The organism is Ectobacillus sp. OTK (genome assembly GCF_059698935.1).
The window spans coordinates 4,967,501-4,983,689 of record NZ_AP048547.1 but is presented as its reverse complement, the minus strand read 5'-3'; the positions used below and the strand labels follow the sequence as shown (position 1 = coordinate 4,983,689).

General features: G+C 42.4%; 18 protein-coding genes and 1 tRNA gene (1 of these 19 only partly in view). 17 read left to right on the top strand and 2 right to left on the bottom strand.

All coding sequences use genetic code 11. From position 1 onward, the window contains the following. Positions 1-17 precede the first annotated feature (17 nt). The 5 genes from rapZ (at position 18) to AC6HZ4_RS24760 (ending at position 3,731) form a co-directional block, all read left to right on the top strand. Positions 18-899, top strand: coding sequence for an RNase adapter RapZ (gene rapZ, locus AC6HZ4_RS24780; RefSeq protein WP_497492525.1), 882 nt, complete (start codon positions 18-20; stop codon positions 897-899). Between the two features lie 3 nt (positions 900-902). Next, positions 903-1,856: a gluconeogenesis factor YvcK family protein gene (locus AC6HZ4_RS24775; protein ID WP_497492524.1), complete on the top strand. Its 954-nt coding sequence runs from the start codon at positions 903-905 to the stop codon at positions 1,854-1,856. Between the two features lie 52 nt (positions 1,857-1,908). Beyond that, complete coding sequence (gene whiA / locus AC6HZ4_RS24770) at positions 1,909-2,847, top strand: DNA-binding protein WhiA (protein ID WP_497492523.1); 939 nt, start codon at positions 1,909-1,911, stop codon at positions 2,845-2,847. 27 nt (positions 2,848-2,874) lie between these two features. Then, on the top strand, positions 2,875-3,132 hold the full coding sequence (locus tag AC6HZ4_RS24765) for an HPr family phosphocarrier protein (RefSeq protein ID WP_497492521.1): 258 nt from the start codon (positions 2,875-2,877) through the stop codon (positions 3,130-3,132). A 293-nt stretch (positions 3,133-3,425) separates the two neighbouring features. Continuing rightward, a complete protein-coding gene (locus tag AC6HZ4_RS24760; RefSeq protein WP_497492520.1) occupies positions 3,426-3,731 on the top strand; it encodes a hypothetical protein in 306 nt (101 codons plus the stop codon). A 43-nt stretch (positions 3,732-3,774) separates the two neighbouring features. Here AC6HZ4_RS24760 and clpP read toward each other — a convergent pair whose 3' ends face one another. Further along, positions 3,775-4,359, bottom strand: a complete 585-nt coding sequence (clpP, locus tag AC6HZ4_RS24755) for an ATP-dependent Clp endopeptidase proteolytic subunit ClpP (RefSeq protein ID WP_497492519.1) — start codon at positions 4,357-4,359, stop codon at positions 3,775-3,777. Between the two features lie 811 nt (positions 4,360-5,170). Between clpP and AC6HZ4_RS24750 the strand changes: the two genes are divergently transcribed. From AC6HZ4_RS24750 to AC6HZ4_RS24735, 4 genes are all read left to right on the top strand, one after another. Further along, positions 5,171-5,536, top strand: a complete 366-nt coding sequence (locus AC6HZ4_RS24750) for a hypothetical protein (RefSeq protein WP_497492518.1) — start codon at positions 5,171-5,173, stop codon at positions 5,534-5,536. A 171-nt stretch (positions 5,537-5,707) separates the two neighbouring features. Beyond that, entirely contained in the window at positions 5,708-5,920 is a 213-nt protein-coding gene (locus tag AC6HZ4_RS24745; protein WP_497492517.1) for a hypothetical protein, read from the top strand. 310 nt (positions 5,921-6,230) lie between these two features. Then, a tRNA-Arg gene (locus tag AC6HZ4_RS24740) sits at positions 6,231-6,306 on the top strand. Positions 6,307-7,156: 850 nt separating this feature from the next. Then, complete coding sequence (locus AC6HZ4_RS24735) at positions 7,157-7,396, top strand: helix-turn-helix domain-containing protein (RefSeq protein ID WP_497492516.1); 240 nt, start codon at positions 7,157-7,159, stop codon at positions 7,394-7,396. A 216-nt stretch (positions 7,397-7,612) separates the two neighbouring features. Here AC6HZ4_RS24735 and AC6HZ4_RS24730 read toward each other — a convergent pair whose 3' ends face one another. Then, the gene (locus AC6HZ4_RS24730; RefSeq protein WP_497492515.1) at positions 7,613-7,759 is read right to left on the bottom strand and encodes a hypothetical protein; all 147 of its coding nucleotides are present in this window, start codon (positions 7,757-7,759) and stop codon (positions 7,613-7,615) included. A 344-nt stretch (positions 7,760-8,103) separates the two neighbouring features. Between AC6HZ4_RS24730 and rpoN the strand changes: the two genes are divergently transcribed. The 8 genes from rpoN to eno form a co-directional block, all read left to right on the top strand. Beyond that, entirely contained in the window at positions 8,104-9,390 is a 1,287-nt protein-coding gene (rpoN, locus tag AC6HZ4_RS24725) for an RNA polymerase factor sigma-54 (protein ID WP_497492513.1), read from the top strand. Between the two features lie 11 nt (positions 9,391-9,401). Further along, positions 9,402-9,650, top strand: a complete 249-nt coding sequence (locus AC6HZ4_RS24720; protein WP_497492512.1) for a glutaredoxin family protein — start codon at positions 9,402-9,404, stop codon at positions 9,648-9,650. 129 nt (positions 9,651-9,779) lie between these two features. Continuing rightward, positions 9,780-10,808 (top strand): sugar-binding transcriptional regulator, encoded by a 1,029-nt coding sequence (locus AC6HZ4_RS24715; RefSeq protein WP_497492511.1) that lies wholly within the window; start codon positions 9,780-9,782, stop codon positions 10,806-10,808. 37 nt (positions 10,809-10,845) lie between these two features. Continuing rightward, positions 10,846-11,853, top strand: a complete 1,008-nt coding sequence (gene gap / locus AC6HZ4_RS24710) for a type I glyceraldehyde-3-phosphate dehydrogenase (RefSeq protein WP_497492510.1) — start codon at positions 10,846-10,848, stop codon at positions 11,851-11,853. Positions 11,854-12,032: 179 nt separating this feature from the next. Next, positions 12,033-13,217 (top strand): phosphoglycerate kinase, encoded by a 1,185-nt coding sequence (locus AC6HZ4_RS24705; RefSeq protein WP_497492509.1) that lies wholly within the window; start codon positions 12,033-12,035, stop codon positions 13,215-13,217. Positions 13,218-13,390: 173 nt separating this feature from the next. Then, a complete protein-coding gene (gene tpiA, locus AC6HZ4_RS24700; protein WP_497492508.1) occupies positions 13,391-14,146 on the top strand; it encodes a triose-phosphate isomerase in 756 nt (251 codons plus the stop codon). After that, positions 14,146-15,681, top strand: coding sequence for a 2,3-bisphosphoglycerate-independent phosphoglycerate mutase (gpmI, locus tag AC6HZ4_RS24695; RefSeq protein ID WP_497492507.1), 1,536 nt, complete (start codon positions 14,146-14,148; stop codon positions 15,679-15,681). The genes tpiA and gpmI overlap by 1 nt, the downstream gene beginning before the upstream one ends. 15 nt (positions 15,682-15,696) lie before the next feature. Next, positions 15,697-16,189, top strand: partial view of a phosphopyruvate hydratase gene (gene eno / locus AC6HZ4_RS24690; protein ID WP_497492506.1) — the 5' end (the start) only. 803 nt of this gene lie beyond the right edge of the window; only the first 493 of its 1,296 coding nucleotides appear in the window; it begins with the start codon at positions 15,697-15,699; its stop codon lies off the right edge, out of view.

Sequence of the window (16,189 nt, the reverse complement as noted above, 5' to 3'; positions counted from 1 at the left end):
AAAGGAGGGAATCGGCTATGCAACAGCAAAATGACATTAAGATGGTTATTATTACAGGTATGTCTGGTGCAGGAAAAACAGTAGCACTGCAAAGCTTTGAAGATTTAGGGTACTTTTGTGTAGACAATTTGCCGCCTGCACTCCTTCCGAAATTTGTGGAGCTTATGAGCGAAGCGGCTAATAAAATGGATAAGGTAGCGCTTGGTGTGGATTTACGCGGCCGCGAGTTTTTTGACCACTTATGGGAAGCTCTCGATGACTTAACAGAACGCACATGGATTATCCCAAACATTTTATTTCTTGAGGCAAAGGATAGTACCCTTGTATCACGTTATAAGGAAACGAGACGGTCGCATCCTCTTGCTCCTACAGGTCTCCCATTAAGGGGGATTGAGATAGAGCGTGAATTATTAGTTGACATGAAGGCACGTTCTAATTTGGTACTAGATACATCTGATTTAAAGCCGAAGGAGCTGCGTGAAAAAATTGTAGAGCTATTTTCTACAAACGATCAGCATACATTTCGTGTAAACGTCATGTCATTCGGTTTCAAGTATGGTATTCCTATTGATGCAGACCTTGTGTTCGATGTGCGTTTTCTGCCAAATCCGTACTATATTCCTAATATGAAGCCGTTAACAGGACTTGATGAAGAAGTGTCCTCTTATGTTCTCAAGTTTAATGAAACGCATAAGTTTTTAGAAAAGTTAACTGATTTACTTTCCTTTATGTTGCCGCATTATAAAAGAGAAGGAAAAAGCCAGCTTGTTGTCGCGATTGGTTGTACCGGAGGACAGCACCGTTCCGTCACGCTTGCTGAATACATTGCGAAAAAATTGGGTGATGATTATAAAACGCATGTGTCTCACCGCGATGTGGAAAAGAGAAAGGGACATTAGCAGATGGAGAGACAGAGAAAGCCGAAAATTGTAATTATAGGCGGAGGTACGGGACTATCTGTTCTGTTGAGAGGTTTAAAAAAGTATCCGGTCGATATTACGGCTATTGTCACGGTGGCAGATGACGGGGGAAGCTCTGGGCGTCTTCGTGATGAGCTGGAGATTCCGCCGCCTGGCGATGTGCGTAATGTACTTGTTGCACTGTCGGATGTTGAGCCGCTTGTGGAAGCGCTATTTCAGCATCGGTTTAAGACTGGGGATGGTTTGTCTGGCCATGCGCTTGGCAATTTGCTGCTAGCTGGCATGATTTCAATTACGGGCGATTTTTTTCATGCAATTACAGAAATGAGCAAGGTACTTAATGTACGCGGCCGTGTGCTTCCTGCGGCAAACCAGAGTACCGTCCTGCATGCGGAGCTTGAGGATGGCCAAATTGTAACAGGCGAATCGAAAATCCCGTATTTTGGAAAACGTATTCAGCGTGTGTTTTTAACGCCAGAGGATGTTGAGCCGCTTAACGAAACATTGAATGAAATACGGAGAGCAGACTTAATCGTATTTGGTCCTGGCAGCTTATATACAAGTATTTTGCCAAATCTGCTTGTTCGAAAGATTGGGCAGGCGGTAGTGAAAGCGAAAGCAAAAAAGGTATATGTATGCAATGTCATGACACAGGCAGGGGAAACACTGGGATATACTGCAGCTGACCATGTTCAGGCGCTGCATGACCACCTCGGCACAAATTTTGTGGACACAATCATTGTAAATAATGGAGAAATCCCAAAAAAATTGCTTGAAAAATATAAGCAGGAATTATCAACGCCGGTTTTATGTGACGGCGAGCGTCTGCAGCAGCTTGGAATTGACATTATTGAAGCGGAGCTCGTGAGGTATGATGATGATGTTATTCGTCATCATACGTTAAAGCTTGCATCTATTTTATGTTCGCTGCTATAGTATGCATCGCTGTCTCTCGTGTGCAACTCATAAGAGGCAGGAGGTAAATGAGGTGTCCTTTGCATCCGAAACAAAAAAAGAATTAACAAATTTAGAAAGTAAGAGCTGCTGTGTGAAGGCGGAGCTATCAGCGTTAATTCGCATGAACGGATCGCTTTCGTTTTCCAATCGACACTTTGTGATTGATATTCAAACAGAAAATGCAGCCATTGCTCGCCGTATTTATACACTCTTGAAAAAAAGCTATGAAGTAACGGTGGAATTGCTTGTTCGAAAGAAAATGCGTCTGAAGAAAAATAATGTCTATATCGTCCGCCTTGTCGAAAAGACGAAAGAGGTTTTGGAAGATTTGCGTATTATCCACAACGATTTTACCCTCATTCATAATATCTCAAAGGAGCTTATTAAAAAGAAATGCTGCAAGCGTTCCTATTTGCGCGGCGCATTTTTGGCGGGAGGATCGGTTAACAACCCGGAGACATCTTCTTATCACCTCGAAATCTTTTCCCTATACAAGGAGCATAACGATGCGATATGTGAACTCATGAACGAGTTTGAGTTAAATAGCAAGACGTTGGAAAGAAAAAAAGGTTATATTACGTACTTAAAGGAAGCAGAAAAAATTACAGAATTCCTGAATATTATCGGTGCACACAATGCGCTGCTCCGTTTCGAAGATATTCGGATCGTGCGCGATATGCGTAATTCCGTGAACCGTCTTGTGAATTGTGAGACGGCAAATCTCAATAAAACGATTGGTGCTGCGTTGCGTCAGATTGAAAACATTCGTTACATTGACCGTACTGTCGGACTAGATTTTCTTCCTGGAAAACTCCGTGAAATTGCTGAGCTGCGAGTGAATTTTCAGGACGTGACCTTGAAAGAGCTCGGAGAGATGGTATCGGGCGGAAAAATCAGTAAATCAGGTATTAACCACCGTTTACGTAAGATAGATGAGATTGCTGAGAAGCTGCGGGCTGGTGAAATATAAAGAAATGAATAAAAGGGGGAGACAGAATTGGTTCAGAAACAAGTAGAGGTTTTATTAAAATCCGGATTGCAGGCTCGTCCAGCTGCATTATTTGTTCAGGAAGCAAACCGCTTTCAATCAGATGTCTTTATTGAAAAAGACGGAAAGAAAGTAAATGCAAAAAGCATTATGGGTTTAATGAGCCTAGCTGTGAGTGCCAATACTACGATTACCATTGTGACAGAGGGATCTGATGAGGTAGAAGCATTGGACGCACTCGTAAAATATGTACAAAAAGAAGGATAACAAAAAGAGAATCGAGATAAAGAAGGATCAAGAAAAAGCTTATGATTTCCGTGAGCTTTTTCTTTTTTATTACATAAATATTGTCTAGCTTCCGTGTAAAAGGCAGACCATGTTCGCGTTTCCTATGGAAATAAGCATGTATAGGTGCTCATGTGCCGTTTAACTCCTGCAGCTTATGTTTGCTTTTCTGAAATCTTCGTCGTTTTAGCGGTTGTAGCTTCGATATATTGTAACAGATAAATGATTGTTTCAAATGTTACAATAGTAGGTAATATAAGAAGGGAGATAAGGGTATGGAGAAAAATACTCAGGATGTCTTTTTCTTTTTAGAAGACCTCAAGAAGGGGTTAAACGATAGATTAGATCAAATCGAATCCCGCTTAGCCAGACTTGAAAAAATGGATAGCATCGAGCACAGGGTGGCAGTGAATCAAATAGATTTAACCGATATTAAGGAAGTTCTTGAGCGTATTGAGGGTCAGCAAGAGTCGACTTCCTTCCATATGCAAAGGAGACTTGACTTACATTTGCTTAAAATAGCCAAAACAGAGGAAGAGCTAGCACTTCTAAAAAACAATGAGAGGAGACTTTCTCCATAAATAAAAAAACAAGCAACCGACTATCGATTGCTTGTTTTTTACATTATTTACGCTCAGCAATAATTTGATCGATGAGACCATATTCCTTCGCTTTCTCAGCAGTCATAAAGTTATCGCGTTCTGTATCGCGTTCAATAACTTCAAGCGGTTGGCCCGTTCTTTCAGCTAAAATTGTGTTTAATTTGTCACGCAAGAAAAGAATGCGTTTTGCTGCGATTTCGATTTCTGTTGCTTGCCCTTGTGCGCCGCCAAGCGGTTGGTGAATCATTACTTCGCTGTTAGGAAGAGCAAAGCGTTTACCTTTTGCGCCTGCCGCTAGCAGGAATGCACCCATAGAGGCAGCCATACCCATGCAAATTGTAGAAACCTGCGGCTTAATAAATTGCATTGTGTCATAAATCGCCATGCCGGCTGTAATCGAACCGCCCGGGCTGTTGATGTATAGATGGATGTCCTTCTCAGGATCTTGCGCTTCCAAGAACAGGAGCTGTGCAACGATGGAGTTTGCAACATTGTCGTCAATTCCGCTTCCGAGCATAATGATACGGTCCTTTAAAAGACGGGAGTAAATGTCATATGCGCGTTCACCGCGATTTGTTTGCTCAATAACTGTAGGAATTAAATTCATTATGTATTCCTCCTTTTTTAGAACTTACTTTTTATGATACAAGTATGGTCAAGAAAGGTCAAATAAAATCACTTATGTTTCATTTATTTCAGCTGAAACAATTAGACCGTACTTTCTGTATTCGCTGTAAAAGAAAAATTACCTTCTTTTTGGAACACTTCTCATCATTGCCCTATCTATCTCCTTTTAGTCAAAGATATGCTTACTTATGTATTTTGTTCTTTGAATCTTAACATTAAATTAAAGTGAATATTTTTTATGCGACATACCTCTTGCACAGAACGAAAAGAAAAGGTTGCTGAAGAACTAAAGGAACTCATAGATGGAAGTAGAGAGTACTTTACAGGCGCCACACACGTCTTTCTGACACAGGAAGGAGGGCAAGTAGACAAAGACCTTATACGAAAGCGTATGTATCGCTATGAGTAGCTTGCGTTATACCTTTGCTACAAATTTTTTGCGTAATGTTGGCAGTATTAATGCACTCATGCGGGTTAGGGGGCATGCTGCAATGTAGAAAGACGATATGGGCGAAAGCCTAAAGTCGGAAGGGACATATTCGGAAACCTCAGTCAACGACTGACGCTAGTATGTGCTTTTCCTCTTATTCGCAGCGATATATTAGCTATCTTTGTGATTAGGGGTGAAGTCTGCCTGCGTTTCCTAGATTTTCCTCCATCTGCTAGTTATCCAACCAGGGTATTCATCCCTGTCTATTTTATATTGGACAAGCATGGACAAACATACAAGCAAAAATCCCCTACTTTACATTAAATATAATAAATATGTAAAGAAAGGTGTTTGATTATTTTTGTCCTCAAAAAATCGAAAACAGTTCAGCTGTTATTATCCTTATTATCCTCATTATCCTCGTAATCGTTATAAGCCTTGTCCTATGCCCCCTCCTCAAAATTGTCAGTTTTGCGAAAATGCGGATCTTTTAGACGGGCTTGATTCCACTCAGTTTCTGCGTTCAGATACATCAGATACTTTAAATGGCGATTTAACAATTAATGGTAACTTGCAAGTTAATGAGGATTTTATTCAGTTCCCACGATCTGCTGCCCCTCCATTTAATTGTGATGCTACTACAGCAGGAGCTGTTTTTTTTAATGTAGCTATAGGTAAATTACAAGTCTGCAATGGAACAAATTTTGAAACAATTGACAGTTTCTAAAAAGGAACTGAAATAAATAATTCAACTAAAATTAATTTCATAAACAGATTTTATGTAAACAAGCAGTCCAGAGGGGCTGCTTTCTTTTTAGGAATGTATCATGTTAACGAATATGCGTATAAGCTATTCGCGGCTGCTTGTCACTCAAGCTCAGATGGGGGTATAGAAAGGATGCAAGTTAAAAGAAATGGATTCCAATTTGATTTCATGAGCTATGAAGATCCTCTGCTCAGGGAAATACAGTTTTACCTCATTGAATCTGAGTTGCATCAAGCTATTGGAAGAGGTCGTACTTTGCGTTCCACCTCTACAGTATATGTGTTCGGTAACTTGCCAATTAAAGAAGCTGATGAGATGTATGTAAGAGGGAAACAAGTTATTTGATTTTACTTTGTTTTTCAGAACTACAGTTATAATTACTATAGGGGAGATTGATTCAATCTCCTCTATAATAAATTAGTGTGTAAATTGTTATGAGTTAATTTAATAAAATCGGAAAAATATAGAACTATTGTAAAGAATACATTGTTTTTTAGGCTTGCGCGATACAACAAGAAACGTTATAATAGCGTATGTAACATTTCGGGCACCTAGTTTTATGTGTTAGTGCCCTACGTCAATTTTTCGATTAGAATAAGTCGAAACAAGACGGAGGCTAAACGTTGATTTTATCGTATTTGATACGATGTAATATGCGCTCGTAGCTCAGTCGGATAGAGCGGTGGTTTCCGGTACCACGTCTTGCGGGGGTTCGAGTCCCTCCGAGCGCGTCCTAGCTTGATGTAACAGTGTTTGTGACGCTCATAGCGTTGTGGGAATGCCGTGAAAGGACGGAAACAAAGTAAAGCGGGCTATGTTGATTTCATACTCGTACACGTACAAGTCCCTGCGCATCATATGGTTCGCAGGTCGAAAATGAATAAATCTGTCGGTGAGAACCCTCGTCTGAAAAATATTCAGAACGGGGGTTTTTTGTTGTCTAAAAAACGTATGTAAAACATCGTAAAGACGTTACCGGCTTTATCTCCAGCGCAGAAGGGTTAGCACTGAGGGTGCTATAACCATCGCGAGTCAACAGTTTATCACAGAAGGCTTTAGGCGCGCCTGGTACCATTACTCAGGTGACGGCAACACTGAGGGATATGAACCATACCTTTCCAGATGATATTGATATCTTGCTTGTCGGGCCACAAGGACAGAGCGTTATTCTCATGTCAGATGCAGGAGGCGGTGGGAATCTCGTTAATGTAGCATTGGCATTTGACGACTTTGCACCATTTCTGCCGGACTCAGACCAAATCGTTACTGGTACGTTCCATCCGACTAACTATAAAGGTGGCGATACCTTCCCAGCGCTACCATACGGATCGGCCCTAAGCGTTTTCGAATGTTATCTATAGGCGATAGCTGATGCAGGAAGAGATAACGTTTTGCGGAACTGGTCGTACTATCAGCTACAATAATTTATCGAACATAAGGCTGCCATCTCTCGGGCAGTCTTTTTAATTTCCGAAGAATTGTTTCTGCGGTAAATTTTTGAAAATAGACCGTTGAGACATAGGTATCGTCAAAATAACCCCGAATATATAAAAGAAAGGAAAAATATAGGAGGGGGTTCGTTTGTGTGAGAAGGTGATAGTAAAACCGAGATTAGCTGCTATTTTAAAGGAACGGGGGATTGATAGCGTAGAACTAGAATTTTTGACGGGGGTAAGTTTAGCGGTTATTCACCGCTTTGACCGATCCATTGGCTTTGATATCAGGGATCTCATAAAGCTTTCAAGAGCCCTGGATATGACTGTTGAGGAGTTGTTCGATATACATATACATATACATACAGAGGAAGAAGCGCGTGTTTAATGCATGGTACATATAAGAGACGCAAAGGTCAGGTCACTTGACTCTTTTCAGCGTTGGCTTTAAACCTTAAACGAATGGTCAATGCCCTTTCGTAGAAGGAGTTGGTCAATAAAAATAGGTGTGAAATAGAGAAACCTGAAAGGAAACATATAAAAAGGGGGGCGCGCAAAGCGCTCCCTCCCTTTTGTCAACAGCCCCCTTGCGGGTGGCTTTTTGTTATTGGCTTTTTACGGCATTAAGAGTTTCAGTATTGGACTTTTTCGGAGCGAAATAACCTTCTGTATTAACAACAGCAGTTTGCTCCTGATACTGACCATCAGCGTGTTTTTTCTTTTTTACATGTGGGTCTTGGTTGTTTCCCATGTTTATCACCTCCACGGATAGTATGCGCTACTGCTCGAAAAAACTTTTGCCTGGCTGTCAAAAACGAGAATTCTGTATGGTATCTAATAATGAGAATTCACCTAAAGACGAAATATAGATGCGGACAATGCTCTAAAATCTCATATTTTAGGACTGTTTGTATTTTTAGGATATGATAGCTGCGGTACATCCTTTTTTGTTACATCTATTGCGTTTTTTCCTATATTTTTGTCGTATTTCTTTTTCCTCCTTAATAAGAATAAAATAATCAGTTTTGTAGAGGGATTTTTTACAGTTCATTTTTGAAAATATATTGTACAATAGAAGACAAGGGGGAGATGGAAGTGAAGGTAGGTCTTTTACAGGAACAAACAATGCGTTTGGCGATGACACAAGAATTAAGACAAGCAATTGCGATGCTGCAATATAACGCACAGGAATTAACGGAATTTTTATATGAACAATCGCTTGATAATCCTCTTATTGAATTGAAGAGTTTTGATCGTGAAAAACGAAGAAAAACTCATAGACAAACAGCGAATAGCATTGAAATTTACGGAGATGTTTCTGTAAGCATTCAGCAGCATTTGCTTGAGCAGCTTCATGATTGGAAATTAAGCTCTGCTGAGAAACGAATTGCTGCTTTTGTTATCTCTAATATTGATGAAAATGGGTATTTGCAAGAAGCTGCAGATGAGCTGGCGCAATGGCTGTCTGTTTCTGTAGAAGAAATCGAGAATAGCATACAGCTTGTACAGAAGCTGGAGCCGGCAGGGGTCGGTGCACGAACGCTGCAGGAGTGTCTCACAATCCAGTTAAAGCGCTTACAAAACAGGAATGCAATGGCTGAGTGTATGATTGAAAGCCATTTTGATCTGCTTGCGAAAAAGGATTGGAGACAGTTGGCTCAAGTTTTAAAATGTAAGGTGGAGGATTTGCAGGAGGCAATGCAATGTGTATTAGCGCTCCAACCAAAACCGGGGCTGGCGTTTTCAACAGAAAAGCCATTTTACATTGTACCTGATTTAAGTGTGACAAAGAATAATGATCGGCTTGTGATTCAATTAAATGAGGAGCATATGCCGAAAATTGAGGTGCATGCGCAGTACAGCGCGTTGCTGCGAGAAGCGGAGCAAGAGGTGGCCTCTTACATATCCGAGAAGCATCAGCAGCTGCAATGGCTTGTACGCAGTTTGGAGCAACGTAAACGGACAATACTTCAGGTGATGGATGTAATTGTTGATAGGCAGCGCCAATTCTTTTTTCATGGTCCGCTTTTTTTAAGGCCGCTGCAGCTAAAGGAGGTTGCTGAGGAGCTTGGGCTTCACGAGTCGACGATTAGTCGGGCGACGCGCGGCAAGTACGTACAAACTCCGTACGGTTTGATGGAAATGAAATATTTCTTCAGTAATTCTGTATCAGCGGGAGAAGACGGGATTTCATCTAAGCGGGTAAAAGGGCTCATTCAGACGCTTGTAGATGAAGAGAATAAGAAAAAGCCGCTTTCTGATCAAAAGATTTGTGATTTACTCGCACAAAAATATGATATTTTAGTATCAAGGAGAACGGTAGCGAAGTATCGAGAACAGCTGCATATTCCTTCATCTTCGCTTCGAAAGACGATTGGATAGGTGTGTGACGAATGAAAGTAGTGTTGTATTCGAAAGAGAATTGCTGTCTTTGTGATAATGCCAAGGAAATTTTACAGGATCTGCAGCAGGAGTTTTCATTTCAAATAGAAGAAGTGGATATTTATAAGGATGATGCTTTGCTTGAAAGATATCAGATTATGATTCCTGTCGTAGAAATTGACGGAAAAGAAGTACAATATGGAATTATTCAGAAAGATATGATAAGAAAGCGCTTAATAAAATTTTCAGGTGTTGAATAAATGTGATCCTCCTGTTACAATAATAAACGTAGCAGGAATTCTTTTTTTTACAGCATGTGGGACATAATACGTCACTGTGGGACGTGAATTGACCAGTAAGCAAAGGGCGAGTATTGCGAGGAAAAGGACATGAATTCATGGATTCAACATGCACAAAAATTATTGCCTGATCTGCTACCTGTTATGCAAACGCGGATGCAAATTTTGCAGTACATACGGCTCATGCAGCCGATTGGCCGAAGGAATTTATCTGCAAGTCTCGGCATGACAGAACGGGTCTTACGAAGTGAAGTTCAAGCTTTGAAGGAACAGAACCTGATTGAAATTGCATCTTCTGGTATGACTTTGACAGAAGAAGGAACGGATCTCATTGTTGCTCTCGAAGACTTTATGAGAGAAATTTCGGGTCTGAAGGTTTTAGAAGAAAAGCTTAAGGAAACATTAAAGTTGGAGGACGTTTTCGTTGTAGCCGGCAATAGCGACGATTCACCATGGGTTAAGCGGGAAATGGGCCGCGCGTGCGTGTCCTGTATAAAGGAACGTTTGACCGTGAATAATATCGTTGCCGTAACCGGAGGAACCACGCTTGCGGCTGTTGCAGACATGATGCAGCTAGATTGTAAGAACTTACATACTCTGTTCGTGCCAGCACGAGGCGGCATTGGGGAAAGCGTTGAAAATGAGGCGAATACGATTTGCGCGAAAATGGCGCAGCATACAAATAGCAATTACCGTCTCTTATATGTACCCGATCAAGTAAGCAGCGAAGTGTACGCTTCCATCGTAACTGAGCCTTCTGTAAAAGAAATTCTAGACCTTATTAAATCTTCCAGCATTGTCATCCATGGAATTGGGGATGCTGTTACAATGGCACGGAGACGAAGTACATCCGATGCCGAGTGGGATACGATTATAACAGGGCATGCAGTGGGCGAGGCCTTCGGGTATTACTTCAACGAGCAAGGAGAGGTTGTACACAAGGTGCGAACAATCGGCATGCAGCTTGAGGATTTGCAGAATGTTTCCCACGTTATTGCTGTAGCGGGAGGCGCATCAAAGGCAAAAGCCATTCAGGCTGTTATCGGGCAGGGACATACCTCGATATTGGTAACAGATGAAGGCGCAGCAAGAGAGTTACTTAAGGGCATTAGCTCTTAACCATATATTTCACCCATACATTGAGGAGGAAGTTAACATGGCAGTTAAAGTTGGTATTAATGGTTTTGGACGTATTGGTCGTAACGTATTCCGTGCGGCTCTTAAAAATGACAATGTAGAAATCGTAGCAATCAACGATTTAACAGATGCAGCAACATTGGCTCACTTATTGAAATATGATTCTGTACACGGTACATTGCAAGCAGAAATCTCTGCAGCTGGCAACAGCATCGTTGTAAACGGAAAAGAAATCAAAATCCTTGCTGAGCGCGACCCTGCTCAATTACCTTGGAGCGACTACGGCGTAGAGGTTGTTGTAGAATCTACAGGCCGTTTCACAAACAAAGCGGACGCTGAGAAGCATTTAGGCGGTTCTGTAAAGAAAGTTGTTATCTCCGCTCCTGCAAGCAACGAAGATATCACAATCGTTATGGGCGTAAACGAAGACAAATACGATGCGGCTAACCACAACGTAATCTCTAACGCATCTTGTACAACAAACTGCTTGGCTCCATTTGCAAAGGTTCTTCATGAGCAATTCGGAATCCGTCGCGGTATGATGACAACAGTTCACTCTTATACAAATGACCAACAAATTCTAGACTTACCACACAAAGACTGGCGTCGTGCGCGTGCAGCTGCTGAAAACATGATTCCTTCTTCTACAGGCGCTGCAAAAGCAATCGGTCTTGTTCTTCCTGAGTTGAAAGGAAAATTAAACGGTGGTGCAGTTCGCGTTCCAACTCCAAACGTATCTCTTGTTGACTTAGTTGCTGAGCTTGACAAGGAAGTAACAGCAGAAGAAGTAAATGCGGCATTAAAAGCAGCTGCTGAAGGTCCATTAAAAGGAATTCTTGTATACAGCGATGAGCCGCTAGTATCTCGCGACTACAACGGTTCTACAGCATCTTCTTCTATCGATGCTCTTTCTACAATGGTAGTAGACGGAAACATGGTAAAAGTTCTTTCTTGGTACGATAACGAAACAGGCTACTCTAACCGTGTTGTAGACCTTGTTGACTATATTGCATCTAAAGGTCTTTAATTCGATCGTTATATAAAAAGGAAAGGGGGGAGAGGCAATATGCCCTCTCCCCTTCTCTTTACATATAATTAACATGCGCCAATGACAAAATCTCTTTACCTGAAGTTTAAATTTCCCCTAAATTGTGGTAAGCTTTGGAGTGGGTTTTGTCAATCCATTTATGACGGAGGGAAATCCAAATGAACAAGAAATCGATTCGCGATGTCGATGTAAAAGGAAAACGCGTATTTTGCCGCGTAGACTTCAACGTGCCAATGCAAGATGGTGTCATCACAGATGAAACGCGCATTCGCGCAGCTCTTCCTACTATTCAGTATTTAGCAGATAACGGAGCAAAGGTCATTTTGGCAAGCCATTTTGGTCGTCCAAAAGGACAAGTAGTAGAAGAGTTACGTTTAACACCGGTAGCAAAGCGCTTAGGCGAGCTGCTTGGTAAAAACGTCATCAAAACGGATGAGGCGTATGGTCCTGCTGTACAGGAAGCAGTTGCTGGCATGAGCGAAGGAGATGTTCTTCTTCTTGAGAACGTTCGTTTTTATGCGGGTGAAGAAAAGAATGATCCGGCGCTTGCAAAAGAGTTTGCAGCATTGGCTGACTTGTATGTAAACGATGCGTTCGGCGCAGCGCACCGTGCGCACGCTTCCACAGCAGGAATCGCGGATTACATCCCAGCTGTATCCGGCTTTTTGATGGAAAAAGAAATCGAAGTATTAGGAAAAGCGTTGTCTAACCCAGATCGTCCATTTACAGCAATCATCGGCGGTGCGAAGGTAAGAGACAAGATTGGCGTAATTCGCAACCTGCTTGATAAAGTAGACAATCTTATTATCGGCGGTGGACTTGCGTATACGTTTATTAAAGCGCAGGGCCATGACATCGGCAAATCCTTGCTAGAAGAAGACAAAATCGATCTTGCAAAGGAATTCATGGAAATTGCAAAGCAAAAAGGTGTAAACTTCTATGTACCTGTTGATGTTGTAGTAGGAGACGATTTTTCCAACGATGCGAACACACAAGAGGTAGCTGTTGATGCGATTCCTAGCGACTGGGAAGGAATGGACATCGGTCCGAAAACGCGTGAAATCTACGCAGATGTGATTCGTAACTCAAAGCTTGTCATTTGGAACGGACCTATGGGTGTGTTTGAAATGGAAACATTCGCAAAGGGAACAAGAGCGGTAGCAGAAGCTCTTGCTGAATCTCCGAATACATACTCTGTAATCGGCGGCGGTGACTCTGCAGCAGCGGTTGAAAAATTCGGCTTAGCTGACAAAATGAGCCACATCTCTACAGGCGGCGGCGCATCTCTTGAATTCATGGAAGGCAAAGAGCTTCCAGGCGTTGTACGTCTAAACGATAAGTAAGAAAAGCGGACACGGCTTGTTTTGCTTCTATTAAGTATGGATTTTCACTGCGTAGCAGCATGTCTGCCATTGGTGAGAGGCCCTCTTTGGCAGAAGGCTGACTACCTTGAGATATCAAAATATGGAACGAATAAGCCGTAAGAGCTACACTCGAATAAAGGACGGTGTACCGAATGCGTAAACCTATTATTGCAGGAAACTGGAAAATGCATAAAACATTAGGCGAGGCAGTGAGCTTCGTGGAGGAAGTAAAGGGACAAATTCCTTCTTCTTCAGCGGTTGATGCTGTTGTTTGCTCTCCAGCTCTATTCCTAGAGCGTCTTGTAGCAGCAACGGAAGGCTCCGAGCTAAAAGTTGGCGCACAAAACATGCACTTTGCAAACAGCGGCGCGTTCACAGGCGAGATCAGCCCAGTAGCGCTTGCTGACTTGAAAGTAAGCTATGTTGTGCTTGGACACTCCGAGCGCCGTGAAATGTTTGCGGAAACGGATGAGACAGTAAATAAGAAAACATTAGCAGCGTTTGCAAATGGTTTAACACCAATTGTCTGCTGCGGTGAAACATTAGAAGAGCGCGAAAGCGGCAAAACATTTGACCTTGTAGCAAATCAAGTAAAGCAAGCATTAGCTGGATTAACAGAAGAGCAAGTAAAGGCAACTGTTATCGCGTATGAACCAATCTGGGCAATCGGAACAGGAAAATCCTCCTCCGCGCAGGATGCAAACGAAGTATGTGCGCATATCCGCAAGGTTGTAGCAGAAGCATTTTCTGCCGATGCTGCAGCAGCGGTTCGTATTCAATACGGCGGAAGCGTAAAGCCTGAAAATATTGCTGACTACATGGCGCAGCCTGATATCGATGGCGCGTTAGTCGGCGGCGCAAGCTTAGAGCCTGCATCCTTCTTAGGGCTTTTGGAGGCAGTGAAGTAATGGCAAAGCAACCAACAGCTCTAATTATTTTAGACGGTTTTGCGTTACGTGAAGAAACATACGGTAACGCAATTGCACAAGCAAACAAGCCGAACTTTGACCGATATTGGGAGCAATATCCGCATACGACATTAACAGCATCCGGAGAAGCGGTCGGTCTGCCGGAAGGACAAATGGGAAATTCTGAGGTTGGTCACTTAAATATCGGTGCCGGCCGTATCGTGTATCAAAGCTTAACACGCGTAAACGTTGCAATTCGTGAAGGTGAATTTGATCGGAATGAAACGTTCGTGAACGCGATGAATCATGTAAAGCAAAAAGGCTCAAATCTTCACTTGTTTGGCTTACTTTCTGACGGTGGCGTACATAGCCATATTAATCATATGTTTGCACTTCTTCGTTTAGCGGCGAAAGAAGGAATTAAGAATGTGTATATCCATGCATTCTTAGACGGCCGAGACGTCGGTCCGCAAACAGCAAAAGGATACATTGAGCAAACATACAAAGTGATAGAAGAAACAGGAGTCGGACAGTTCGCGACAGTATCTGGCCGCTACTATTCCATGGACCGCGACAAGCGCTGGGATCGTGTTGAGAAGTGCTACCGCGCCATGGTATACGGTGAAGGTCCAACATACAAGGATGCGTACGAGTGCGTAGAAGATTCCTATGCAAACGGCATTTATGATGAATTCGTATTGCCATCTGTAATCGTTCGTGAAGATGAAACGCCGGTTGCGACAATTGGCGATGATGATGCAATCATTTTCTACAACTTCCGTCCAGATCGCGCAATTCAAATTGCGCGCGTGTTTACAAATGACGACTTCCGCGAATTCGACCGTGGCAGCAAAGTGCCGCATATTCCGGAGTTTGTTTGTATGACACAATTCAGTGAAACTGTTGGCGGCTATGTAGCATTTAAGCCGACAAACCTTGATAACACATTAGGAGAAGTAATTTCACAAGCAGGATTAAAGCAGCTTCGTATTGCCGAAACTGAAAAATATCCGCATGTTACTTTCTTCTTTAGTGGAGGACGTGAAGCTGAATTCCCTGGTGAAGAGCGTATTCTAATCAATTCTCCAAAGGTTGCAACATATGACTTGAAGCCGGAAATGAGTATTTACGAAGTAACTGATGCGTTAGTAACGGAAATTGAAGCGGACAAGCATGACGCTATCATTTTAAACTTTGCAAACTGCGACATGGTTGGTCACTCCGGTATGTTGGAACCGACAATTAAAGCGGTTGAAGCAACGGATGAATGCTTAGGGAAGGTAGTCGAGGCTATTCTTGCAAAAGGCGGTACAGCAATTATCACGGCTGACCATGGAAATGCTGATGAGGAATTAACACCAGAGGGTCAACCGATGACAGCTCATACGACGAATCCAGTTCCGTTTATCGTTACAAAAGAAGGCGTTCAGCTTCGCGAAGGCGGTATCTTAGGTGATATTGCTCCAACGATGCTAACTCTTTTAGGCTTAGAACAGCCGAAGGAAATGACAGGAAAAACATTAATTACACAATAAAAGGAGAGAAAACATATGCCATTCATTACTGATGTTTATGCACGTGAAGTATTAGACTCCCGCGGTAACCCTACTGTAGAGGTAGAAGTATATACAGAATCTGGTGCGTTCGGACGCGCATTAGTGCCAAGCGGTGCTTCTACAGGTGAATACGAAGCAGTAGAGCTTCGCGATGGTGACAAATCCCGTTACCTTGGAAAAGGTGTTTTAAAAGCAGTTGAAAACGTAAATGAAGTAATCGCTCCTGAAATCGTTGGTCTTGACGTAACAGACCAAGTAGCAATTGACCGTGCAATGATCGAATTAGACGGTACGCCAAACAAAGGCAAGCTAGGCGCAAATGCAATCCTAGGTGTATCTATGGCGGTTGCTCATGCAGCGGCTGACCTAGTAGGTCTTCCATTATACCGTTACCTTGGCGGTTTCAACGCGAAGCAGCTTCCAACTCCAATGATGAACATCATCAACGGTGGATCTCACGCGGACAACAACGTAGACTTCCAAGAGT